The 15,030-nt window shown below is 60.5% G+C and carries 14 protein-coding genes; 12 read left to right on the top strand and 2 right to left on the bottom strand.

The genetic code is table 11. From position 1 onward, the window contains the following. Nucleotides 1–52 precede the first annotated feature (52 nt). Both yaaA and HII33_RS09880 read left to right on the top strand, forming a co-directional pair. On the top strand, nt 53–790 hold the full coding sequence (gene yaaA / locus HII33_RS09885) for a peroxide stress protein YaaA (RefSeq protein ID WP_179395627.1): 738 nt from the start codon (nt 53–55) through the stop codon (nt 788–790). A 70-nt stretch (nt 791–860) separates the two neighbouring features. Continuing rightward, nucleotides 861–1,706: an alpha/beta hydrolase gene (locus HII33_RS09880; RefSeq protein ID WP_179395626.1), complete on the top strand. Its 846-nt coding sequence runs from the start codon at nt 861–863 to the stop codon at nt 1,704–1,706. 59 nt (nt 1,707–1,765) lie between these two features. On the opposite strand, the gene HII33_RS09875 is transcribed toward HII33_RS09880, so the two are convergent. Continuing rightward, the gene (locus HII33_RS09875; RefSeq protein ID WP_179395625.1) at nt 1,766–4,390 is read right to left on the bottom strand and encodes a YfhO family protein; all 2,625 of its coding nucleotides are present in this window, start codon (nt 4,388–4,390) and stop codon (nt 1,766–1,768) included. A 177-nt stretch (nt 4,391–4,567) separates the two neighbouring features. Between HII33_RS09875 and HII33_RS09870 the strand changes: the two genes are divergently transcribed. The 5 genes from HII33_RS09870 (at nt 4,568) to HII33_RS09850 (ending at nt 9,310) form a co-directional block, all read left to right on the top strand. After that, nucleotides 4,568–6,694, top strand: a complete 2,127-nt coding sequence (locus HII33_RS09870) for a peptidoglycan D,D-transpeptidase FtsI family protein (protein ID WP_179395624.1) — start codon at nt 4,568–4,570, stop codon at nt 6,692–6,694. Nucleotides 6,695–6,985: 291 nt separating this feature from the next. After that, the gene (locus tag HII33_RS09865; RefSeq protein ID WP_179395623.1) at nt 6,986–7,675 is read left to right on the top strand and encodes a rhomboid family intramembrane serine protease; all 690 of its coding nucleotides are present in this window, start codon (nt 6,986–6,988) and stop codon (nt 7,673–7,675) included. Beyond that, nucleotides 7,672–7,905: a YqgQ family protein gene (locus tag HII33_RS09860; RefSeq protein WP_179395622.1), complete on the top strand. Its 234-nt coding sequence runs from the start codon at nt 7,672–7,674 to the stop codon at nt 7,903–7,905. Before HII33_RS09865 ends, HII33_RS09860 begins: the two co-directional genes overlap by 4 nt. After that, nucleotides 7,898–8,854 (top strand): ROK family glucokinase, encoded by a 957-nt coding sequence (locus tag HII33_RS09855; protein ID WP_179395621.1) that lies wholly within the window; start codon nt 7,898–7,900, stop codon nt 8,852–8,854. Before HII33_RS09860 ends, HII33_RS09855 begins: the two co-directional genes overlap by 8 nt. Before the next feature lie 60 nt (nt 8,855–8,914). Further along, complete coding sequence (locus HII33_RS09850; protein ID WP_179395620.1) at nt 8,915–9,310, top strand: rhodanese-like domain-containing protein; 396 nt, start codon at nt 8,915–8,917, stop codon at nt 9,308–9,310. 71 nt (nt 9,311–9,381) lie between these two features. Here the strand turns inward: HII33_RS09850 and HII33_RS09845 are convergent, their stop codons facing one another. Beyond that, complete coding sequence (locus tag HII33_RS09845) at nt 9,382–9,561, bottom strand: DUF3042 family protein (RefSeq protein ID WP_179395619.1); 180 nt, start codon at nt 9,559–9,561, stop codon at nt 9,382–9,384. Nucleotides 9,562–9,626: 65 nt separating this feature from the next. On the opposite strand from HII33_RS09845, the gene miaA reads away from it, so the two are divergent. The 5 genes from miaA (at nt 9,627) to rbsK (ending at nt 14,955) form a co-directional block, all read left to right on the top strand. Then, the gene (miaA, locus tag HII33_RS09840; protein WP_179395618.1) at nt 9,627–10,562 is read left to right on the top strand and encodes a tRNA (adenosine(37)-N6)-dimethylallyltransferase MiaA; all 936 of its coding nucleotides are present in this window, start codon (nt 9,627–9,629) and stop codon (nt 10,560–10,562) included. Beyond that, nucleotides 10,559–11,815 (top strand): methionine gamma-lyase family protein, encoded by a 1,257-nt coding sequence (locus tag HII33_RS09835; RefSeq protein WP_179395617.1) that lies wholly within the window; start codon nt 10,559–10,561, stop codon nt 11,813–11,815. The genes miaA and HII33_RS09835 overlap by 4 nt, the downstream gene beginning before the upstream one ends. Nucleotides 11,816–12,110: 295 nt before the next feature. Next, nucleotides 12,111–12,473 (top strand): MerR family transcriptional regulator, encoded by a 363-nt coding sequence (locus HII33_RS09830; protein ID WP_179395616.1) that lies wholly within the window; start codon nt 12,111–12,113, stop codon nt 12,471–12,473. Between the two features lie 29 nt (nt 12,474–12,502). Next, nucleotides 12,503–13,843 (top strand): type I glutamate--ammonia ligase, encoded by a 1,341-nt coding sequence (gene glnA / locus HII33_RS09825; RefSeq protein WP_179395615.1) that lies wholly within the window; start codon nt 12,503–12,505, stop codon nt 13,841–13,843. A 185-nt stretch (nt 13,844–14,028) separates the two neighbouring features. Next, nucleotides 14,029–14,955: a ribokinase gene (rbsK, locus tag HII33_RS09820; RefSeq protein WP_179395614.1), complete on the top strand. Its 927-nt coding sequence runs from the start codon at nt 14,029–14,031 to the stop codon at nt 14,953–14,955. The last annotated feature ends 75 nt before the right edge of the window (nt 14,956–15,030 follow it).

Here is a 15,030-nt window from a genome sequence, read left to right as displayed (position 1 = left end):
TTTTTTCCGCCGACGCGCGTGCTATGCTAAGAACACTTGTGGGAGGTGCGTCATGCAGATGATCATTGCCCCCGCCAAAGCGATGCGGGTGGATACGGATAGTTGGCCGGTGGCGAGCACGCCGGCGCTGAACGCGGAAGCAGCGACGCTGTTCCGGTCGCTTCAGCAACTGACGCTGGCGGAGGCACAAGCGGTTTGGCGGTGTAGCGATCGACTCGCAGCAACGAACTACGCGCGGTTGCACGCGACCCACTTCGACGGCCCGCGGACGCCTGCCGTGATCGGCTACGTCGGGATCCAGTATCATTACATGGCGCCTGATCTCTTCACGGCCCCTGCGATGGCTTACGCGCAGGCTAACCTGCGGATCTTGTCGGGGCTGTACGGGGTGTTGCGCCCGCTGGACGGGATCGTTCCGTATCGGCTCGAAATGCAGTCGCGCCTGCCAGATCATCCCTCGCTTTACGCGTTTTGGGGCGCGCGGTTGCACGATGCGTTGGACTGGTCTGCACCGGTCTTGAACCTCGCCTCTCAGGAGTACGCCAAAGCGCTGACCCCATATCTGCGCCCGGGTGAGCGCTTTATCGAGTGCGTCTTCGGCCGGTTGCAGGGCGCGCGCGTGCAGGTGCGCGCCACGCGTGCGAAGATCGCCCGGGGGGCGATGGTGCGCTACTTGGCCGAGCGTCAGGTGACCACGCTGGCGGGGGTCCAAGCGTTCGATCACCCGGAGTACCGGTTTGACCCGGCGCGTTCGAGTGACGATCGGCTCGTTTTTCTCGAACGCACCTGAGCCGGTTCAATTAGTTGCCTCGACGCCGATGGCCTGCGATAATGGGGCCAAAAATCTGGGAGGCGACGCGATGATGCGACGGTGGGGCAAGCAAGCCGGGTGGCGACGCTTGATCAAATGCGTCGTCGCCGGGGGACTGCTGTTAGGGGTTTGGTTGCCAGTGGGACACTGGGTCACGGGCCGTTGGGTGCCACACCCCGGCCACGTGGTGCCGGTGCCGACCGTGATGATCCCCGGCAGCGGTGCGGATCAGGATCGCTTCGATGCGCTGATCCAGGCGCTGTCACACGATACAGCAGTGAGTGTCTTGAAGCTGCGCGTGACGCCTGGCGGTCAGATCCGGGCGACTGGGCAGCTGATCGCCGGGCGATGGGCGGTGATCGTGGTTGCCTTTGTTGATAACCGCGATGGTGAGGCGACGATCCGCAAGCAGGCGGGGTGGTTACAACGGGCGATGCAGTGGCTGGTGCGCCGCCAGCGCGTGACCCAGGTCAACGCGGTCGGCCACAGCAACGGCGGGTTAGTCTGGACGCTGTACCTTGAACAGGCCGCTCCAGCGGCGGTGACGGTCACCCGCCTGATCACGCTGGGCAGCCCGTATAACGGTGACCACAGCAGCGTCACCAAGCCGACCCCACTGTTGACTGTCATGCGTGCGCAGCAGACCCGCCTGCCAGCAACGCTGCGCGTCGATTCAGTGGCGGGCACGCAGACGCTGACCGGCGACGGCACGGTCCCGCTGGGGAGTGTGGAAGCGGGCCGGTATGTCTTTCAGGGTCACGTGGCGCAGTTCACCCAGACGACGGTATCGGGGCAAGACGCAAGCCATAGTGACCTGCTGGCCAACCCCCAGGTGCTCGCGCTGTTACGCCACCGGCTAATGGTCGCGGGGCCGCCAGACCGGGGTCACGATTAACTCAAAACACGCCCACCTAACCGCGATGCTCTCGCGGTTAGGTGGGCGTGTCTGTCGACTCAGCGCTGTCTGAAACGCAGTCGGCCCCCGTGGCGGCCGGCGGGTTGGCGGAACCACAGGCCGAGGCTGGTGCTTAGCGCAAGGCCGCTGATGGCGACGCCAAGCCAGAAGTACGGCGGGGTGTAAGTCATGGTGATCTTGTGGCGCCCGACCTTGACCAGGATCGCCAGGAACGTCTCCGCCGCGACTTGGGTGGTGACCGGTCGACCATCAACGCGGACATGCCAGCCCGGCGCAGCCGGGATCGTGGTCATGACGACATCGTAGCTTGAGGTCATCCGGATTGTCGCGCTAAGACTGCGGTCACCGCGGTGGGTGAGTTGCCAGCTCTTATGCCGCAGGTCATAGAGGCTCGACACTGCCTTGGCCTGGTCGAGCTCGAAGAGTTGAAGCGCAGAGAAATCCGCGGAGTCCTTGTTCAAGGTGAACGTCAGCCGGACCGGCTTGCCCGGTTCGCTCGGTGTCACGTTCAACAAGAGATTATCGCGGAAGGTGTCGTAGATCGGCACGACATGCCCGTCTTGCGTCAGGCTGACCAGCCCGTCTGTGAAGTTGGCGCCGATCTGGAGGTAGTAAGGGTCAGTCGTGTCTGCGGTAAAGGTGTAGGTGACGGTGTGCGTTTTGCCGAGCGACTTGGTGTACACGCCTTCGCTGCTCGTCGCCTTGACGCCGACTAACTCGGGGCCCGAGAGGCCGACAATGGAGAAAAAGCTGGTGACTGGCGTGCCAGCCAGTCCCGCCATCAGCCGTTCGAGGTTGGCAGTCGGCATGTCTTCATTCAGTGTCGTCTCTAGGATCTGCGTGCTTGCGGCAAACCCTAAGCCGACGGTGTAGGGATTCTTGTACAGGGCGAGCGCTTTGGTTCGGTCGAGGTATTCGTAGCGCAACAGGTCTGGTCGCGCGGAGACCTGAGGCAAAAAGGCATTGCTGGTGTTGTCTAGGCGTGGTGAGAGCCAGCCCTTGATATCCAGGAGCCCATCGGTCAGCATCGTGCCGTTCGTGTAGGCGACGAACCCATCCCCGGCGGCCTGCCCGATTGCCCCGAAGAACTTCGGCATCGCGGGCTCCATCAGTGACGTGAATTGATCCGTGCCGAAGTAGCCGATCTGCATCGCGTCGTTTTTGGTGCGCAGGACGGTCTTGCCGATCCGGTCGGTCGTTCCGAGCTTGGCGGTCAGCTGGGCGACACCGGTGCGCAGGGTCTCGGTGTAAGTGTGATAGTCGTGGTGACTGACATACGCGAGTTGGTTCAGCGTCATCACGGCGTTGCTTCCGGCGTCGACCATCATCAGCAGTGCGGCCAGCACGCCAGACAAAGCGCGGGTGTCGTTGCGGATCGATAAGAGCACAAGCGCTCCCATGCTCAGCACGAAGGTCAAGCCGATCTGGGCGGTCGACAGATAGGGATAATCCGTCGCGCGGATGAAGACGTAGCCAGCGAGGGCGATCTCGATCAGGAGCACAGGGACCAGTTGCCGGACCGATAACCCTTGCGGAAGCGTGCGGAGCTCACGCCAAGCGAGCATGATCACCCAAAAAACGATCACAAAAGAGAAGCGGTACGGATACCAGACGGGAAACTGGCCTGCGTGCCACAGCAGGTCGAGGGGCTCATACATCACGGACACCAGCAAAAACAGCGTCCACAGACCAGCGGCCAACCGTTCCTGCCAGCGGTAGTGGCGATTGAAGAAGTAGAGGCCGAACCCGATCAAGGCGAGGCTCCCGACGAAGATATTGGCCTCGCCGCTCGGCATCTGATCGAAGGAGAAGGCGCCGGCGAAGAGTTTGCCCAACAGCTTGATCGGATCGGATTCGAAGCGCCAGTGCACCTTGGTCACCGTATAAGTCGCCTTGCTCTGCGTCAGCTGAAAGAACGTGGGGAGCAGGAGCCAGGCCGCAAGCGCGCCGGCGAGAAGGCTCCCGCCGGTGAAGTGCCCGATCGCGCGCCACAAAGCCCGTCCGCGCAGTTGCGCGGCAACCACCCGGAAGCCGAAGTAGCCGATGATGAACAGGCAGACCATGTAGCCCATATAGTAGTTGGCGATCAGCGTCAGCGCCAGCCACCCGGCGTAACCCGCCAAGCGGCGACGTGCGATCAACCGATCGATCCCTAAGGCGACGAGCGGCAGGAAGACGGCCGCGTCTAACCACATGACATTGAGCTGGTTGGCGAGCATCCAGCCGGATAAAGCGTAGGCGGTGCTCAGGCCGATCAACCAGCCGCCTTGCGCCCGGTGGGCCCGCAGGTAGTGGCCCATCGCAAGTCCGGCCGCGGCGTATTTGGCGAGCGTCATCACCGTGATCGCGAGGTCGAGCGCAGTCTTCGGGAAGAGGAGCAAGATGAAGTTGAACGGGCTCATCAAGTAGTAGGCGAACGTGCCCAACATGTCGCCACCGAGGTCCTTGTTGAACGCATAGAAGAATTGCCCTGGATGGCCGAGCACGGTCTGCCGCCAGTAGCTATAAAAATCGATGTATTGCTGGCCGAGATCGACGGTCAGCAGGCTGTTGTTGCCGAAGGGGAAGACCTTGATCGCGATGTAATAGCTGGCCATGATCAAGACTGGCAAAAGCGCAGCGGCCCACAGCGCGTGGCGTTCGATGAAGCGGATGGATCGCATCGGCAAGACTCCTTTGATCGGGGACCGGTGCCCGGACCAGCCTCTAAAAATCGGTTAAGGTCTGGGCGAACGTGTCCAAATGGTTAGCATTAATAATACCATACAGATATTGAGCCGTGGCGTTTGCGCACGGATTTTGCTACACTCGAAGGGATATCATCAAAAGGGGACCGAATCTTGAAATACATTCGTACGCCAAAACCAAAGCGTGAACGGTCGCACATCCCGTTTCGGTTGAACTTACTGTTCTTCTTCGTCTTTGTCTTGCTCGCGACGCTGGTCGCGCAGCTCGCCTACTTGCAGATCATGAACGGTGAAAAGTTCAAGGCCGATGTCGACAGTACAGATTCCGCGATTGTGACCGCCAGCGTGCCGCGCGGACAGATCTATGATAGTGAGGGCCGCGAGCTGGTGACGAACAAGGCCAACAGTGCGATCACGTACACCAAGGGCGTGGGGGTCACGGCCAAGCAAATGCGGACCGTCGCGGATACGCTGGCCAAGTACCTGAGCGTCCCGGTCGACAACCTGAGCGACGGCGATAAGGCCGACTACTACCTCTCGGATGAGGCGGTCAGCAAGGCGGTGCTCAAGAAACTGCCAGCGGCGATCCAGCGGAGCACCGACACCGCCGTTCAGTACAAGGCGGCGCGTGCGTATGCGGCCAAGCACTTACCGGATTACTCTGACCACGAGCAACAGGCGATCATGATCTTCAAGAAGCTGAACGGGGCGAGTCAGCTGACCACGGTGTATGTCAAAGACGCTGGCGTGACCGAGGCCGAAGTCGCTGCCGTCGGGGAGCACCTGACGCAGATGCCAGGGATCAACCTTGGGACCAACTGGGAACGCGCCTATCCGCAGGGCACGTCGATGAACGGGATCATCGGGACGGTGTCGACGGAAAAAGCCGGCTTGCCAGAAGAGACGGTCAACGCGTACTTGGCCAACGGCTACGCCCGCAACGACCGGGTGGGGACCAGTTACCTTGAGAAGGCCTATGAGAACGTGCTCAAAGGGGCGAAGAGTCGGACGCAAGTCGAGATCGGCAACAACAATGACATCATCAACCAGGTGACGGCCTTTCAGGGCGAGCAGGGCAACGATCTGACGTTGACCATCGATTCGGCCTACCAGGCGAAGGTGCAGGCCAACGTCACGAAAGTCTTCAACCAAGTGATGTCGGACGGGCTGGGCGGTTACTCCGACGGGGCGTACGCGATCGCGATCAACCCGAAGACTGGGGCGATCCTGGCGTTGGCAGGCCGGCACCACAACACTAAGACTGGCAAGATCACGGATGACGCGCTCGGGGTGCTGAATCGCTCCTTTGCCATGGGGTCGATCGCCAAGCCGGCCATGGTGCTGGGCGCCTTGCAAGACGGTGTGATCACGACCACGGATAACACGCAAGCCGACACCGCGATCTACCTGCCGGCGACGCCAGTTAAGAAGTCTGACTACCCGATCGGCACGTTTTCGAGCCTCAGTGCCGTCGATGCGCTCGCCCGGTCGTCCAACATCTACATGATGTGGCTGGCGATCAAGGAAGGCGGCGGTGAGCACACCTATGTCAAGGGGAAACAGCTTCGGCTGAACTCGACCATCTTCAAGAAGATGCGTGGTTACTTCCACCAGTTCGGCCTCGGGATGAAGACCGGCATCGACTTGCCGGGCGAGGTCACCGGGGTCGAAGGGAGCGAGCTTAACCAGTACGGTCAGCTCGCGACCGGGTCGGCGCTCGACTTGGCTTACGGGAACTACGATACCTACACGTTGTTGCAGGAGGCGCAGTACGTGGCGACGATCGCGAACAACGGCTACCGCATGAAGCCATACGTCGTTCAGCGCATCAGCAAGACCCTCAGCGATGGCTCACTTGGGCCAGTGGTCGAGACGACCACGCCGACCGTACTCGGCAAGATCAAGAACACGCAAGCGCAGATCGACCTCGTGAAGTTGGGGATGTGGCAGGCGGTGCACGGGACGAACGGGTGGACCACGGCAACGGTGATGAACGACCTGAATCCAGGGGTCGCCGGCAAGACCGGGACGGCCGAGACGTTCACCCATGCGGACCAAGAAAACAGCGACTCGGCGTTGATCGAGACGATGACCCAGAGCTTCATCGGGTTCGCCCCAGCCAAGGACCCACAGATCGCGATCGCGGTCGTCGTGCCGAACTTGTCCCACTCTGGCGCGTACGCGAAGACGATCGCTAAGCAGATGTTCAAGGATTACTATGAGATGAACGATGTCAAGCCGGTCGCAGGCTACAGTGCCACCCAGTACAACATCAACTGACCCACACGGGATCGAGGCGAAGGCGCACTTTGCTTCGGTCCCGTGCTTTGGCTCAGCCCAGTCCGTGGCCGAACTGGCGCGAGACCAGACTAGGCAGCGTATTCAAAAAATGCTACACTGAAAGACGAAAACTGGGTGGACCCAGTTGTAGGGGAAATGTTTGTTGCTTAGCTCGTGCCTTGGTGCGAGCATTGTACCCACTGGCTGCGCAGGCAGCTCGCGTCGCCCCGTCAGGTCTGTGCGATCGACCCTGGCGGGGCGGCGTCCGTTACCAGAAGAGAGGAGCGTCGCATGCACAATCCATATTGGCGGACGCGCTATGAGAATACCCCGTTTGTCACATACGGGCTACTCGCGGTCACCGTGGTGGTCTTTATCCTTGAGACGATCGCCGGTGGCAGTACGGACAACTATGTCCTGTTACAGTTCGGGGCGCGATACAACCCCTTGATCTATGCCGGCGAGTGGTGGCGGTTCATCACGCCGATCTTCCTGCACATCGGGTTGATGCACCTGGCGGTCAATGCTGTCTCCCTGTATTTTCTCGGGGAGATCGCAGAGAAGATCTTCGGCCACTGGCGGTTCCTTCTGATCTACCTCATCTCTGGGATCGCTGGGAACGTCGCGAGTTTCACCTTCAATCCCGAGGTGCTCGCGGCCGGGGCGTCGACGGCGATCTTCGGGCTGATGGGCGCGTTCTTGCTGCTCGGGGACACCTACCGGCATAACGCGCTGGTCACGCAGCTGTCACGGCAGTTCATGACCATGGCGCTTTTGAACCTAGTCTTCAACCTGTTCAGCAGTGGCGTCGACATCTTCGGTCACATCGGCGGGTTGGTCGGCGGCGTTTTGATCGCCGGTGCGCTCGGTGCGCCGAAGCTGGGCCCGATGCCGCGGGCACGTCAGGTGATCGCTGCGGTGGTCTTGGTCGTCGCGCTGATCGCCTTGATCCACCTTGGTATGTTGCAGGGGGCCCAATGAAGACCTATTACGATGTGCTTCAGCTGCTGAAGCGCTACGGGACTTATATCCATGTGGGCCGGCGTCTGTGGGACATCGAGCTGGCGGCAGTGGAAGTCGATCGGCTCCACCAAGCGCAGCTGATCTCAGATAAAGACTATGCGACCGCTAAGATCGTTTTGCGCCACGCGCACGAGCAAGAGCAAAAACACCCCTTAATTCAAAACGACGGAGGAAAAATTGATGACTGACAAGAAGCTGATCGGTGTCGACCTTGGCGGCACGACCTGCAAGTTCGCGATCTTGACCGCGGATGGTGAGATTCAGCAACGCTGGAGCATCGACACGAACATCCTTGACGAAGGGAGCCACATCATCCCAGACATCATCGCGTCGATCCAAGATCACCTGAAGCTGTACAACATGGTCGCCTCAGACTTTCAGGGGATCGGGATGGGGACGCCTGGGACCGTTGACCTCGAGAAGGGGACCGTCATCGGGGCGTACAATCTGAACTGGAAGACCCTGCAGCACCCGAAGCGCGACATCGAAAAAGCCACTGGTATCCCGTTTTATGTCGATAACGACGTCAACGTCGCGGCGATGGGCGAGCAGTGGAAGGGCGCTGGCGACAAGTCGCAAAACGTCACCCTGGTCGCCTTGGGTACCGGGATCGGTGGCGGCATCATCGCCGACGGCCACCTGTTGCATGGGATCGCCGGCTCTGCAGGCGAAGTCGGGCACGTCACCGTCGACCCAGACGGGTATGAGTGTACCTGCGGCAAGCGTGGCTGCCTCGAGACCGTCGCCAGTGCGACCGGCGTTGTTCGGGTGGCACGAGACATGGCCGAAGAGTTTGCCGGGGATTCCAAGCTCAAGCAGATCCTTGACGATGGCGACGACATCTCCTCCAAGATCGTCTTCGAGTGCGCCGAAGAAGGCGACAAGCTGGCTTTGATGATCGTCGACAAGGTCGCTTACTACCTCGGCCTCGGCCTCGGCAACATTGGGAACATGCTCAACCCAGAATACATCCTGATCGGTGGTGGGGTGTCGGCAGCGGGGGACTTCCTGCTCAGTCGGGTCGACAAGTACTTTGCCCAGTTCGTCTTCCCGAACGTGCGCAACACGACGCATCTGCGTCTGGCCACTTTGGGCAACACGGCCGGTGTGATCGGCGCCGCAAGCTTGGCGCGCTGATCGGTTAGACAATATTCAATAGCACACCGGGAGTGGTGGCAGCGTTAAGGAGCGATTGGTTTGATTCAATTATTGATTGTAGTCTTGGGTCTCGGTCTGATCTTCTGGGCGGCTTCGTGGGGGTTCACCCAGTTTCAGAAGTCACGTCTGAAGTCGGTGGGCGGTGAGCTCGACCCAGAAGCGTTCGAAAAAACGATGCGAAAAGCGCAGATCATCGACCTGCGCGAGAAAAAGGACTTCGATGCCGGCCATGTGCTGGGGGCGCGTAACCTGCCGTACACGGTCTTGAAGACCCGAATGAGTGAACTGCGGCCGGATCTGCCGGTCTATATGTACGACTTGACGGGCCAGCTCTCTGTCCGGGCAGCGACCCGCATGAAGAAGGCCGGGTTCACCTCCCTTTATTTCCTCAAGGGTGGCTACGACAACTGGTCGGGCAAGACGAAGAAGAAGTGACCTGAACGCCGTCGCGGCTGCGACGGCGTTTTTGCGCCAAAAAAAAGACCGGCAGATGCCGGTCGGTGAGGTCAGCCCATATGTGCGCCATGGCGCTTACGGTTGGCCTTCTTACGGTTGTCGTTGATCTCCTCGACCTTGGTCTCAACCGGTTCGATATATGTCTTCTTGAACGCGATCACGCTACCGGCGACTGCACCTGCAGTCGCAACGGTGCCGAGCAAAAAGCCAGTCAAAAATTTGTGCTTCATGAAAATCCCCTCCGAAATGTCGAATTGAAGTTCTGCCTCTAGTATACTATATAGCTGGTGATGAAATGCATACGAACGAACCCAAATCCAAAATTTTGATGATCGGCGGACCGACTGCGACGGGCAAAAGCGCCTTGGCGGTCCACCTGGCGCAGCAGTTCGACGGTGAGGTGATCAACGGCGACGCGTACCAGATCTACCGCGGGATGGACATCGGCACGGCGAAGGTGACCGTCAGCGAGATGGCTGGCGTGCCCCATCACTTGATCGACATCGTGGCGCCGAATGCGCCGTTTTCGGTCGCACGCTTCAAGCAACTCGCCGGTGACGCGGTCGAGGCGATCACGCACCGGGGCAAGTTGCCGATCGTGGTCGGGGGGACGGGGTTCTACCTGAACGCCCTGCGACTGGGCCTGCCGCTCGGCGGCGAAGCCCCGCCCACGGCAATGCGCCAGGCGCTCGCGACCGAGTCGCCGGACGTGCTCTGGGCCCGACTAGCGGCGCAAGACCCGGTCGCCGCAGCACAGATCCCAGTTGGCAACACGCGCCGCGTGATCCGTGCACTTGAGGTGCTGGCGACCACCGGCACACTGGTGTCCGCCCAGCCGCCAGCCGAGCCGGCGTATGACGCCCTCGTGCTGGGTCTGACGACGGACCGCGCCGCGCTTTATGCCCGGATCGATGCGCGGGTGGAGCAGATGATCGCCGCTGGGCTCGTCGACGAGGTGCGGCGGGTACTGGCGGTCGCTGGACCCGAGGCGCAGGCGCTTAAGGCGATCGGCTACAAGGAACTGGTCCCGTACTTAGCCGGACAGGTGCCGCTGGCGGACGCCGTTGCGGCGATCCAGCAGCACTCGCGGCGTTACGCCAAGCGCCAGCTGACGTATTTTCGCCACCAGATGCCGACCCACTGGTTCGACCTGCTGGCGCGACCGGAACAGATGGCAATGATCACCGCGCTGGTCACAGCGTGGCGAGAAGACAATGGAGGAGACCAATGAGTTGGACAGATGGGCTTGACCCACAGTTAGTTAAGACGGTGCGTGCGGTGGATGTGCAGATCGCGCCGCGCCTGGCTGAATTAGACGAGCAGATCTTAGACAATCAGGCCAAAGTGTTGACGGCGTTTCGCGCCCACAACGTGGCGGAGAGCAACCTAAGCGGGACGACCGGTTACGGTGACGACGATCAGGGGCGAGACGTCCTAGAGGCGATCTACGCGCAGGTCCTCGGGGGCGAAGACGCGCTCGTGCGTCCGCAGTTCGTCTCAGGTACCCACACGATCGGGGTCGCGTTGCTGGGCTTGACGCGGCCAGGCGACGAGATCCTCTATATCACCGGTGAACCCTACGACACGCTCCAACAGGTGTTAGGGATGGCCGGCAACGGCATCGGGAGCGCGAAGGAGTACGGTATCGCCTGTGATTACGTCCCACTCAACGCGGATGGCAGCGCGGACCTCCCCGCGATCCAGGCCCGGATCGGCGCGCAGACGAAGGTCGTCTGCATCCAGCGCTCACGCGGGTATGCGACGCGCGACTCGTTCACGATCGCCCAGATCGAGGCGATGATCCAGGCAGTCCGCGCCGTTGCGCCGACAGTCTGGATCTTCGTCGACAATGCTTATGGCGAGTTCTCTGAGACGCGCGAACCGTTGGACGTCGGTGCTGATCTGATGGCCGGCTCGCTGATCAAAAACGCTGGCGGGGGCATCGCCAAGACCGGCGGGTACATCGTCGGGCGCAAAGACTTGGTCGAGCGGGTCAGCTACCGCATGACGGTCCCGGGTATCGGGGCAGCCGAAGGGGCAACGGGCAGCAACCTGTGGGATATGTACGAAGGCTTCTTCATTGCACCGAGCGTCACGGGTCACGCGATCAAGGGCGCTGTGTTCGAGGCCGCTTTACTCGAACGCCTCGGGCTGGACGTCCGCCCGAAGTGGGACGCCCCGCGCACGGACCTGATCCAGACCGCTAACTTCGGCAACCCGGCAGACATGGTTCAGTTCGCCAAGGCCGTGCAGGCATACTCGCCGGTCGATTCCTTCGTCACGCCTGTCCCGTCCGCGATGAGTGGCTATGAGGACCAAGTGATCATGGCCGCCGGGAACTTTGTCTCCGGTGCGACCATGGAATTCTCCGCTGATGGTCCATTGCGCGAACCATACACGCTCTACATTCAAGGTGGGCTGACCTATGCCCATATCAAGCTGGGTATCATCGGCGCTGCTCAAGCGACGTTTTATGCGCACTGATCGTTCTGACCTGACCGCGAGTTTGCGGGCGGGTCTTTTTCATGGCCTGGGTCAGCGGATTGGTCTAGTCGTTGACGGCGGCGGCGTGGCTAGCCGGCATCGGAGTGGTTAAAAACCGGGCACAGGTGCAAACTCTAGTCCGAAATGTTCGTCTAATGCACGATAAAGTACTCAAAATGGCGCTCAGTTCATCTGATCAAGTTTTTTCGCCGTATTGTTAGATTAACTAACATCAGCGATTGACAGTGCATGGGTGCATTGGTAGACTGGAGCTCGTTATGAAGGGAGCCTTGTCATGACCGAGATCAGCGATTTGCGCACCCGCCCCGTGCTACCGATTGGTACAGTAATGGCACTGACCGACCTGACCGCACGTCAGATCCGGTACTACGAGGCGCAAGACCTGCTTCACCCGGCCCGCAGTGCGGGCAACCACCGATTATATTCGCTATTGGATGTCGACGCCCTGATCGAGATCCGCGAGCAGCTGACCGATGGCTTTTCGATCGCAGACATTCGCGCACTGCGGCACCCGCGGCACCGGCCGACGAGCGACGAGGAAGTACGGCGGATGTTGCGGGCGGAATTGATGAATCAAGGGCGTCTCACCCCCAACGACCGCAACATCCCGAGCCAGGGCTTTGGTTTTCGCAGCTAAAGACAATTATTGAAGGAGTCTAATTGAAGATGGCAAAAAAACAGATCACGGCTGACATGATCCGGACCAGCGTGAAGGAAGAAAACGTCCAGTTTCTCCGCCTGATGTTCACTGACATCAACGGGATCATCAAGAACGTCGAGGTGCCGGTATCCCAACTCGACAAGGTGCTCGCCAACAAGATGACGTTCGATGGGAGCTCGATCGATGGCTTCGTGCGGATCGAGGAGAGCGACATGATGCTCTATCCGGATTTGAACACCTGGCTGCTGTTCCCGTGGGAGAACGATCACGGGAAGATCGCGCGCTTGATCTGCAGCGTGCACGAGCCGGACGGCCGACCATTTGCTGGGGATCCGCGGAACAACTTGATCCGGATCGTGGCGGAGATGAAAGACGCCGGGTATTCTGCGTTCAACATCGGCCCAGAGCCAGAATTCTTCTTGTTCAAGCTGGACGAGAAGGGCGAGCCATCGATGCAGCTGAATGACAAGGGGTCTTACTTTGATTTTGCGCCGCTGGACATGGGGGAGAACTGCCGGCGTGACATCGTGCTTGAGCTTGAAAAAATGGGCTTTGAAGTCGAAGCCTCACACCATGAAGTCGCCCCGGGTCAGCACGAGATCGACTTCAAGTACGCTGATGCCCTGACGGCGGCCGATAACATTCAGACTTTCAAGCTGGTGGTCAAGACGATCGCACGCAAGCATGGGTTGTATGCGACCTTCATGCCCAAGCCGCTGCACGGGATCAACGGGAGCGGCATGCACATCAACATGAGCCTGTTCTCAGACGATGCCAACGTCTTCTATGACGCACAGTCCGAATCCGGCCTGTCTGACGATGCGCTGCACTTCTTGGCTGGCTTGCTGCGCCATGCCCGCGGGTTGACCGCCATCAACAACCCGACCGTGAACTCCTACAAACGCCTGGTCCCAGGCTTCGAGGCCCCGGTCTACATCGCCTGGTCTGGCACCAACCGTAGCCCGCTAGTGCGGGTCCCGAACGGGCAGGGCTTATCCAAGCGGCTCGAACTGCGCTCCGTCGATCCGACGGCCAACCCGTACCTGGCGATCGCGGCGATCCTTGAGGCCGGTCTTGACGGGGTGAAAAACCGCCTGACGCCGGAAGAGGCGATCGATCGCAACATCTACCGGATGCAGGATTCCGAGCGTAAGGCTAACCATATTCAAGACCTACCGAGCACGCTGCACAACGCCCTCAAGGCACTGGAAGACGACGCTGTGGTCAAAAAGGCGCTGGGACCACACCTCTACCAGAGCTTCAAAGACTCTAAGGACCTAGAATGGGCGGCATACCGTCAGAGCGTTTCTGAATGGGAACGTGATCAGTACCTGGAGCTTTACTAGTCACCAGCAACCCCAAAGCCAAAGAAAGCGTCCGTCACCGGCCGCTTTTTTTGTTACACTGGAAACAGATATGACCGGGGCCGATCGACGAGGGCCCCAGCAGTCACGCTCAAAGTCGGGGCCGTCGGCTTAGCCGACAGCCCAGGCGGTGACAACGTTGGACTTATTCAGGAGGCGACATGACGATGAATACGATCACAGTGGTCGGTAGCATCAATCTCGATCGGACCATTCGGGTCACCCAGATGCCTAAGCCGGGTGAGACGATGCACACCCAAGCACTTTTTTCCGCAGGCGGGGGCAAGGGGGCGAATCAGGCCGTGGCGGCCAAGCGCGCCGGCGCTAAGACGCATTTTATCGGCGCGGTCGGTGCGGATGACGCCGGCCGCACGATGCGTGAGCTGTTGGCGCAAGCGGCGATCGATATCACCGGCGTCGTGACCGTCAGCGAGGCGACAGGTCAGGCATACATTATCGTGGATGATCACGGGGAGAACAGCATCATGATCCACGCGGGGGCCAACGCTGCCTTCACCCCGGCCCAGGTGGCTGCGCACGCCGAGGTGATCCGCGGAAGCGACTTTGTGATCGCGCAGCTCGAAAGTAGCTTGCCGAGCACGATCAAAGCCTTCGAGCTGGCCCGTGCGGCAGGGGTCAAGACGATCTTGAACCCCGCCCCGGCGCTCAAGGAAGTGCCGGCGGCCCTGCTGCGCGTCAGCGACATGATCGTGCCCAACGAGACGGAGACGGAGATCCTGACGGGGATCAAGGTCACCGATGAAGCGAGCATGCAAGCAGCCGCATCAGCGCTTCACGCGTTGGGGATCGCCGCAGTGATCATCACCGTTGGCGCCCACGGCGCGTATTATGATGTCGCTGGGCGACACGGAATCGTCCCGGCGTTCCCGGTCAAGGCCGTGGATACGACCGCCGCAGGGGACACGTTCATCGGGGCGATGAGTAGCGTGCTGGCCCCGGACTTCAGCAACCTTGAAGCGGCGATCACCTACGCCAACCGCGCGTCGTCTCTAACGGTCCAGCGCTTCGGCGCCCAGCCGGCGATCCCATACGCCCGCGAGATCCAGGCGGCGAGCAAGACTGACGACGCTTGAAGCGATCGTCGGCCAGACAAGAAGCGGCTGTTGCCTCCGGTCAAGTTCCGGTGGCAACAGCCGCTTCTTGTCATG

The sequence above is a fragment of the Lacticaseibacillus absianus genome (assembly GCF_013407595.1).
Lineage (GTDB): Bacteria > Bacillota > Bacilli > Lactobacillales > Lactobacillaceae > Lacticaseibacillus > Lacticaseibacillus absianus.
This window is presented reverse-complemented; position numbering and strand designations above follow the sequence as displayed.

Excerpts from the sequence above, each read along its gene's own strand:
- yaaA (WP_179395627.1), top strand. The coding sequence starts at position 53 with ATGCAGATGATCATTGCCCCCGCCAAAGCGATGCGGGTGGATACGGAT.
- HII33_RS09880 (WP_179395626.1), top strand. The coding sequence starts at position 861 with ATGATGCGACGGTGGGGCAAGCAAGCCGGGTGGCGACGCTTGATCAAA.
- HII33_RS09875 (WP_179395625.1), bottom strand. The coding sequence starts at position 4,390 with ATGCGATCCATCCGCTTCATCGAACGCCACGCGCTGTGGGCCGCTGCG.
- HII33_RS09865 (WP_179395623.1), top strand. The coding sequence starts at position 6,986 with ATGCACAATCCATATTGGCGGACGCGCTATGAGAATACCCCGTTTGTC.
- HII33_RS09860 (WP_179395622.1), top strand. The coding sequence starts at position 7,672 with ATGAAGACCTATTACGATGTGCTTCAGCTGCTGAAGCGCTACGGGACT.
- HII33_RS09855 (WP_179395621.1), top strand. The coding sequence starts at position 7,898 with ATGACTGACAAGAAGCTGATCGGTGTCGACCTTGGCGGCACGACCTGC.
- HII33_RS09845 (WP_179395619.1), bottom strand. The coding sequence starts at position 9,561 with ATGAAGCACAAATTTTTGACTGGCTTTTTGCTCGGCACCGTTGCGACT.
- miaA (WP_179395618.1), top strand. The coding sequence starts at position 9,627 with ATGCATACGAACGAACCCAAATCCAAAATTTTGATGATCGGCGGACCG.
- HII33_RS09835 (WP_179395617.1), top strand. The coding sequence starts at position 10,559 with ATGAGTTGGACAGATGGGCTTGACCCACAGTTAGTTAAGACGGTGCGT.
- HII33_RS09830 (WP_179395616.1), top strand. The coding sequence starts at position 12,111 with ATGACCGAGATCAGCGATTTGCGCACCCGCCCCGTGCTACCGATTGGT.
- glnA (WP_179395615.1), top strand. The coding sequence starts at position 12,503 with ATGGCAAAAAAACAGATCACGGCTGACATGATCCGGACCAGCGTGAAG.
- rbsK (WP_179395614.1), top strand. The coding sequence starts at position 14,029 with ATGAATACGATCACAGTGGTCGGTAGCATCAATCTCGATCGGACCATT.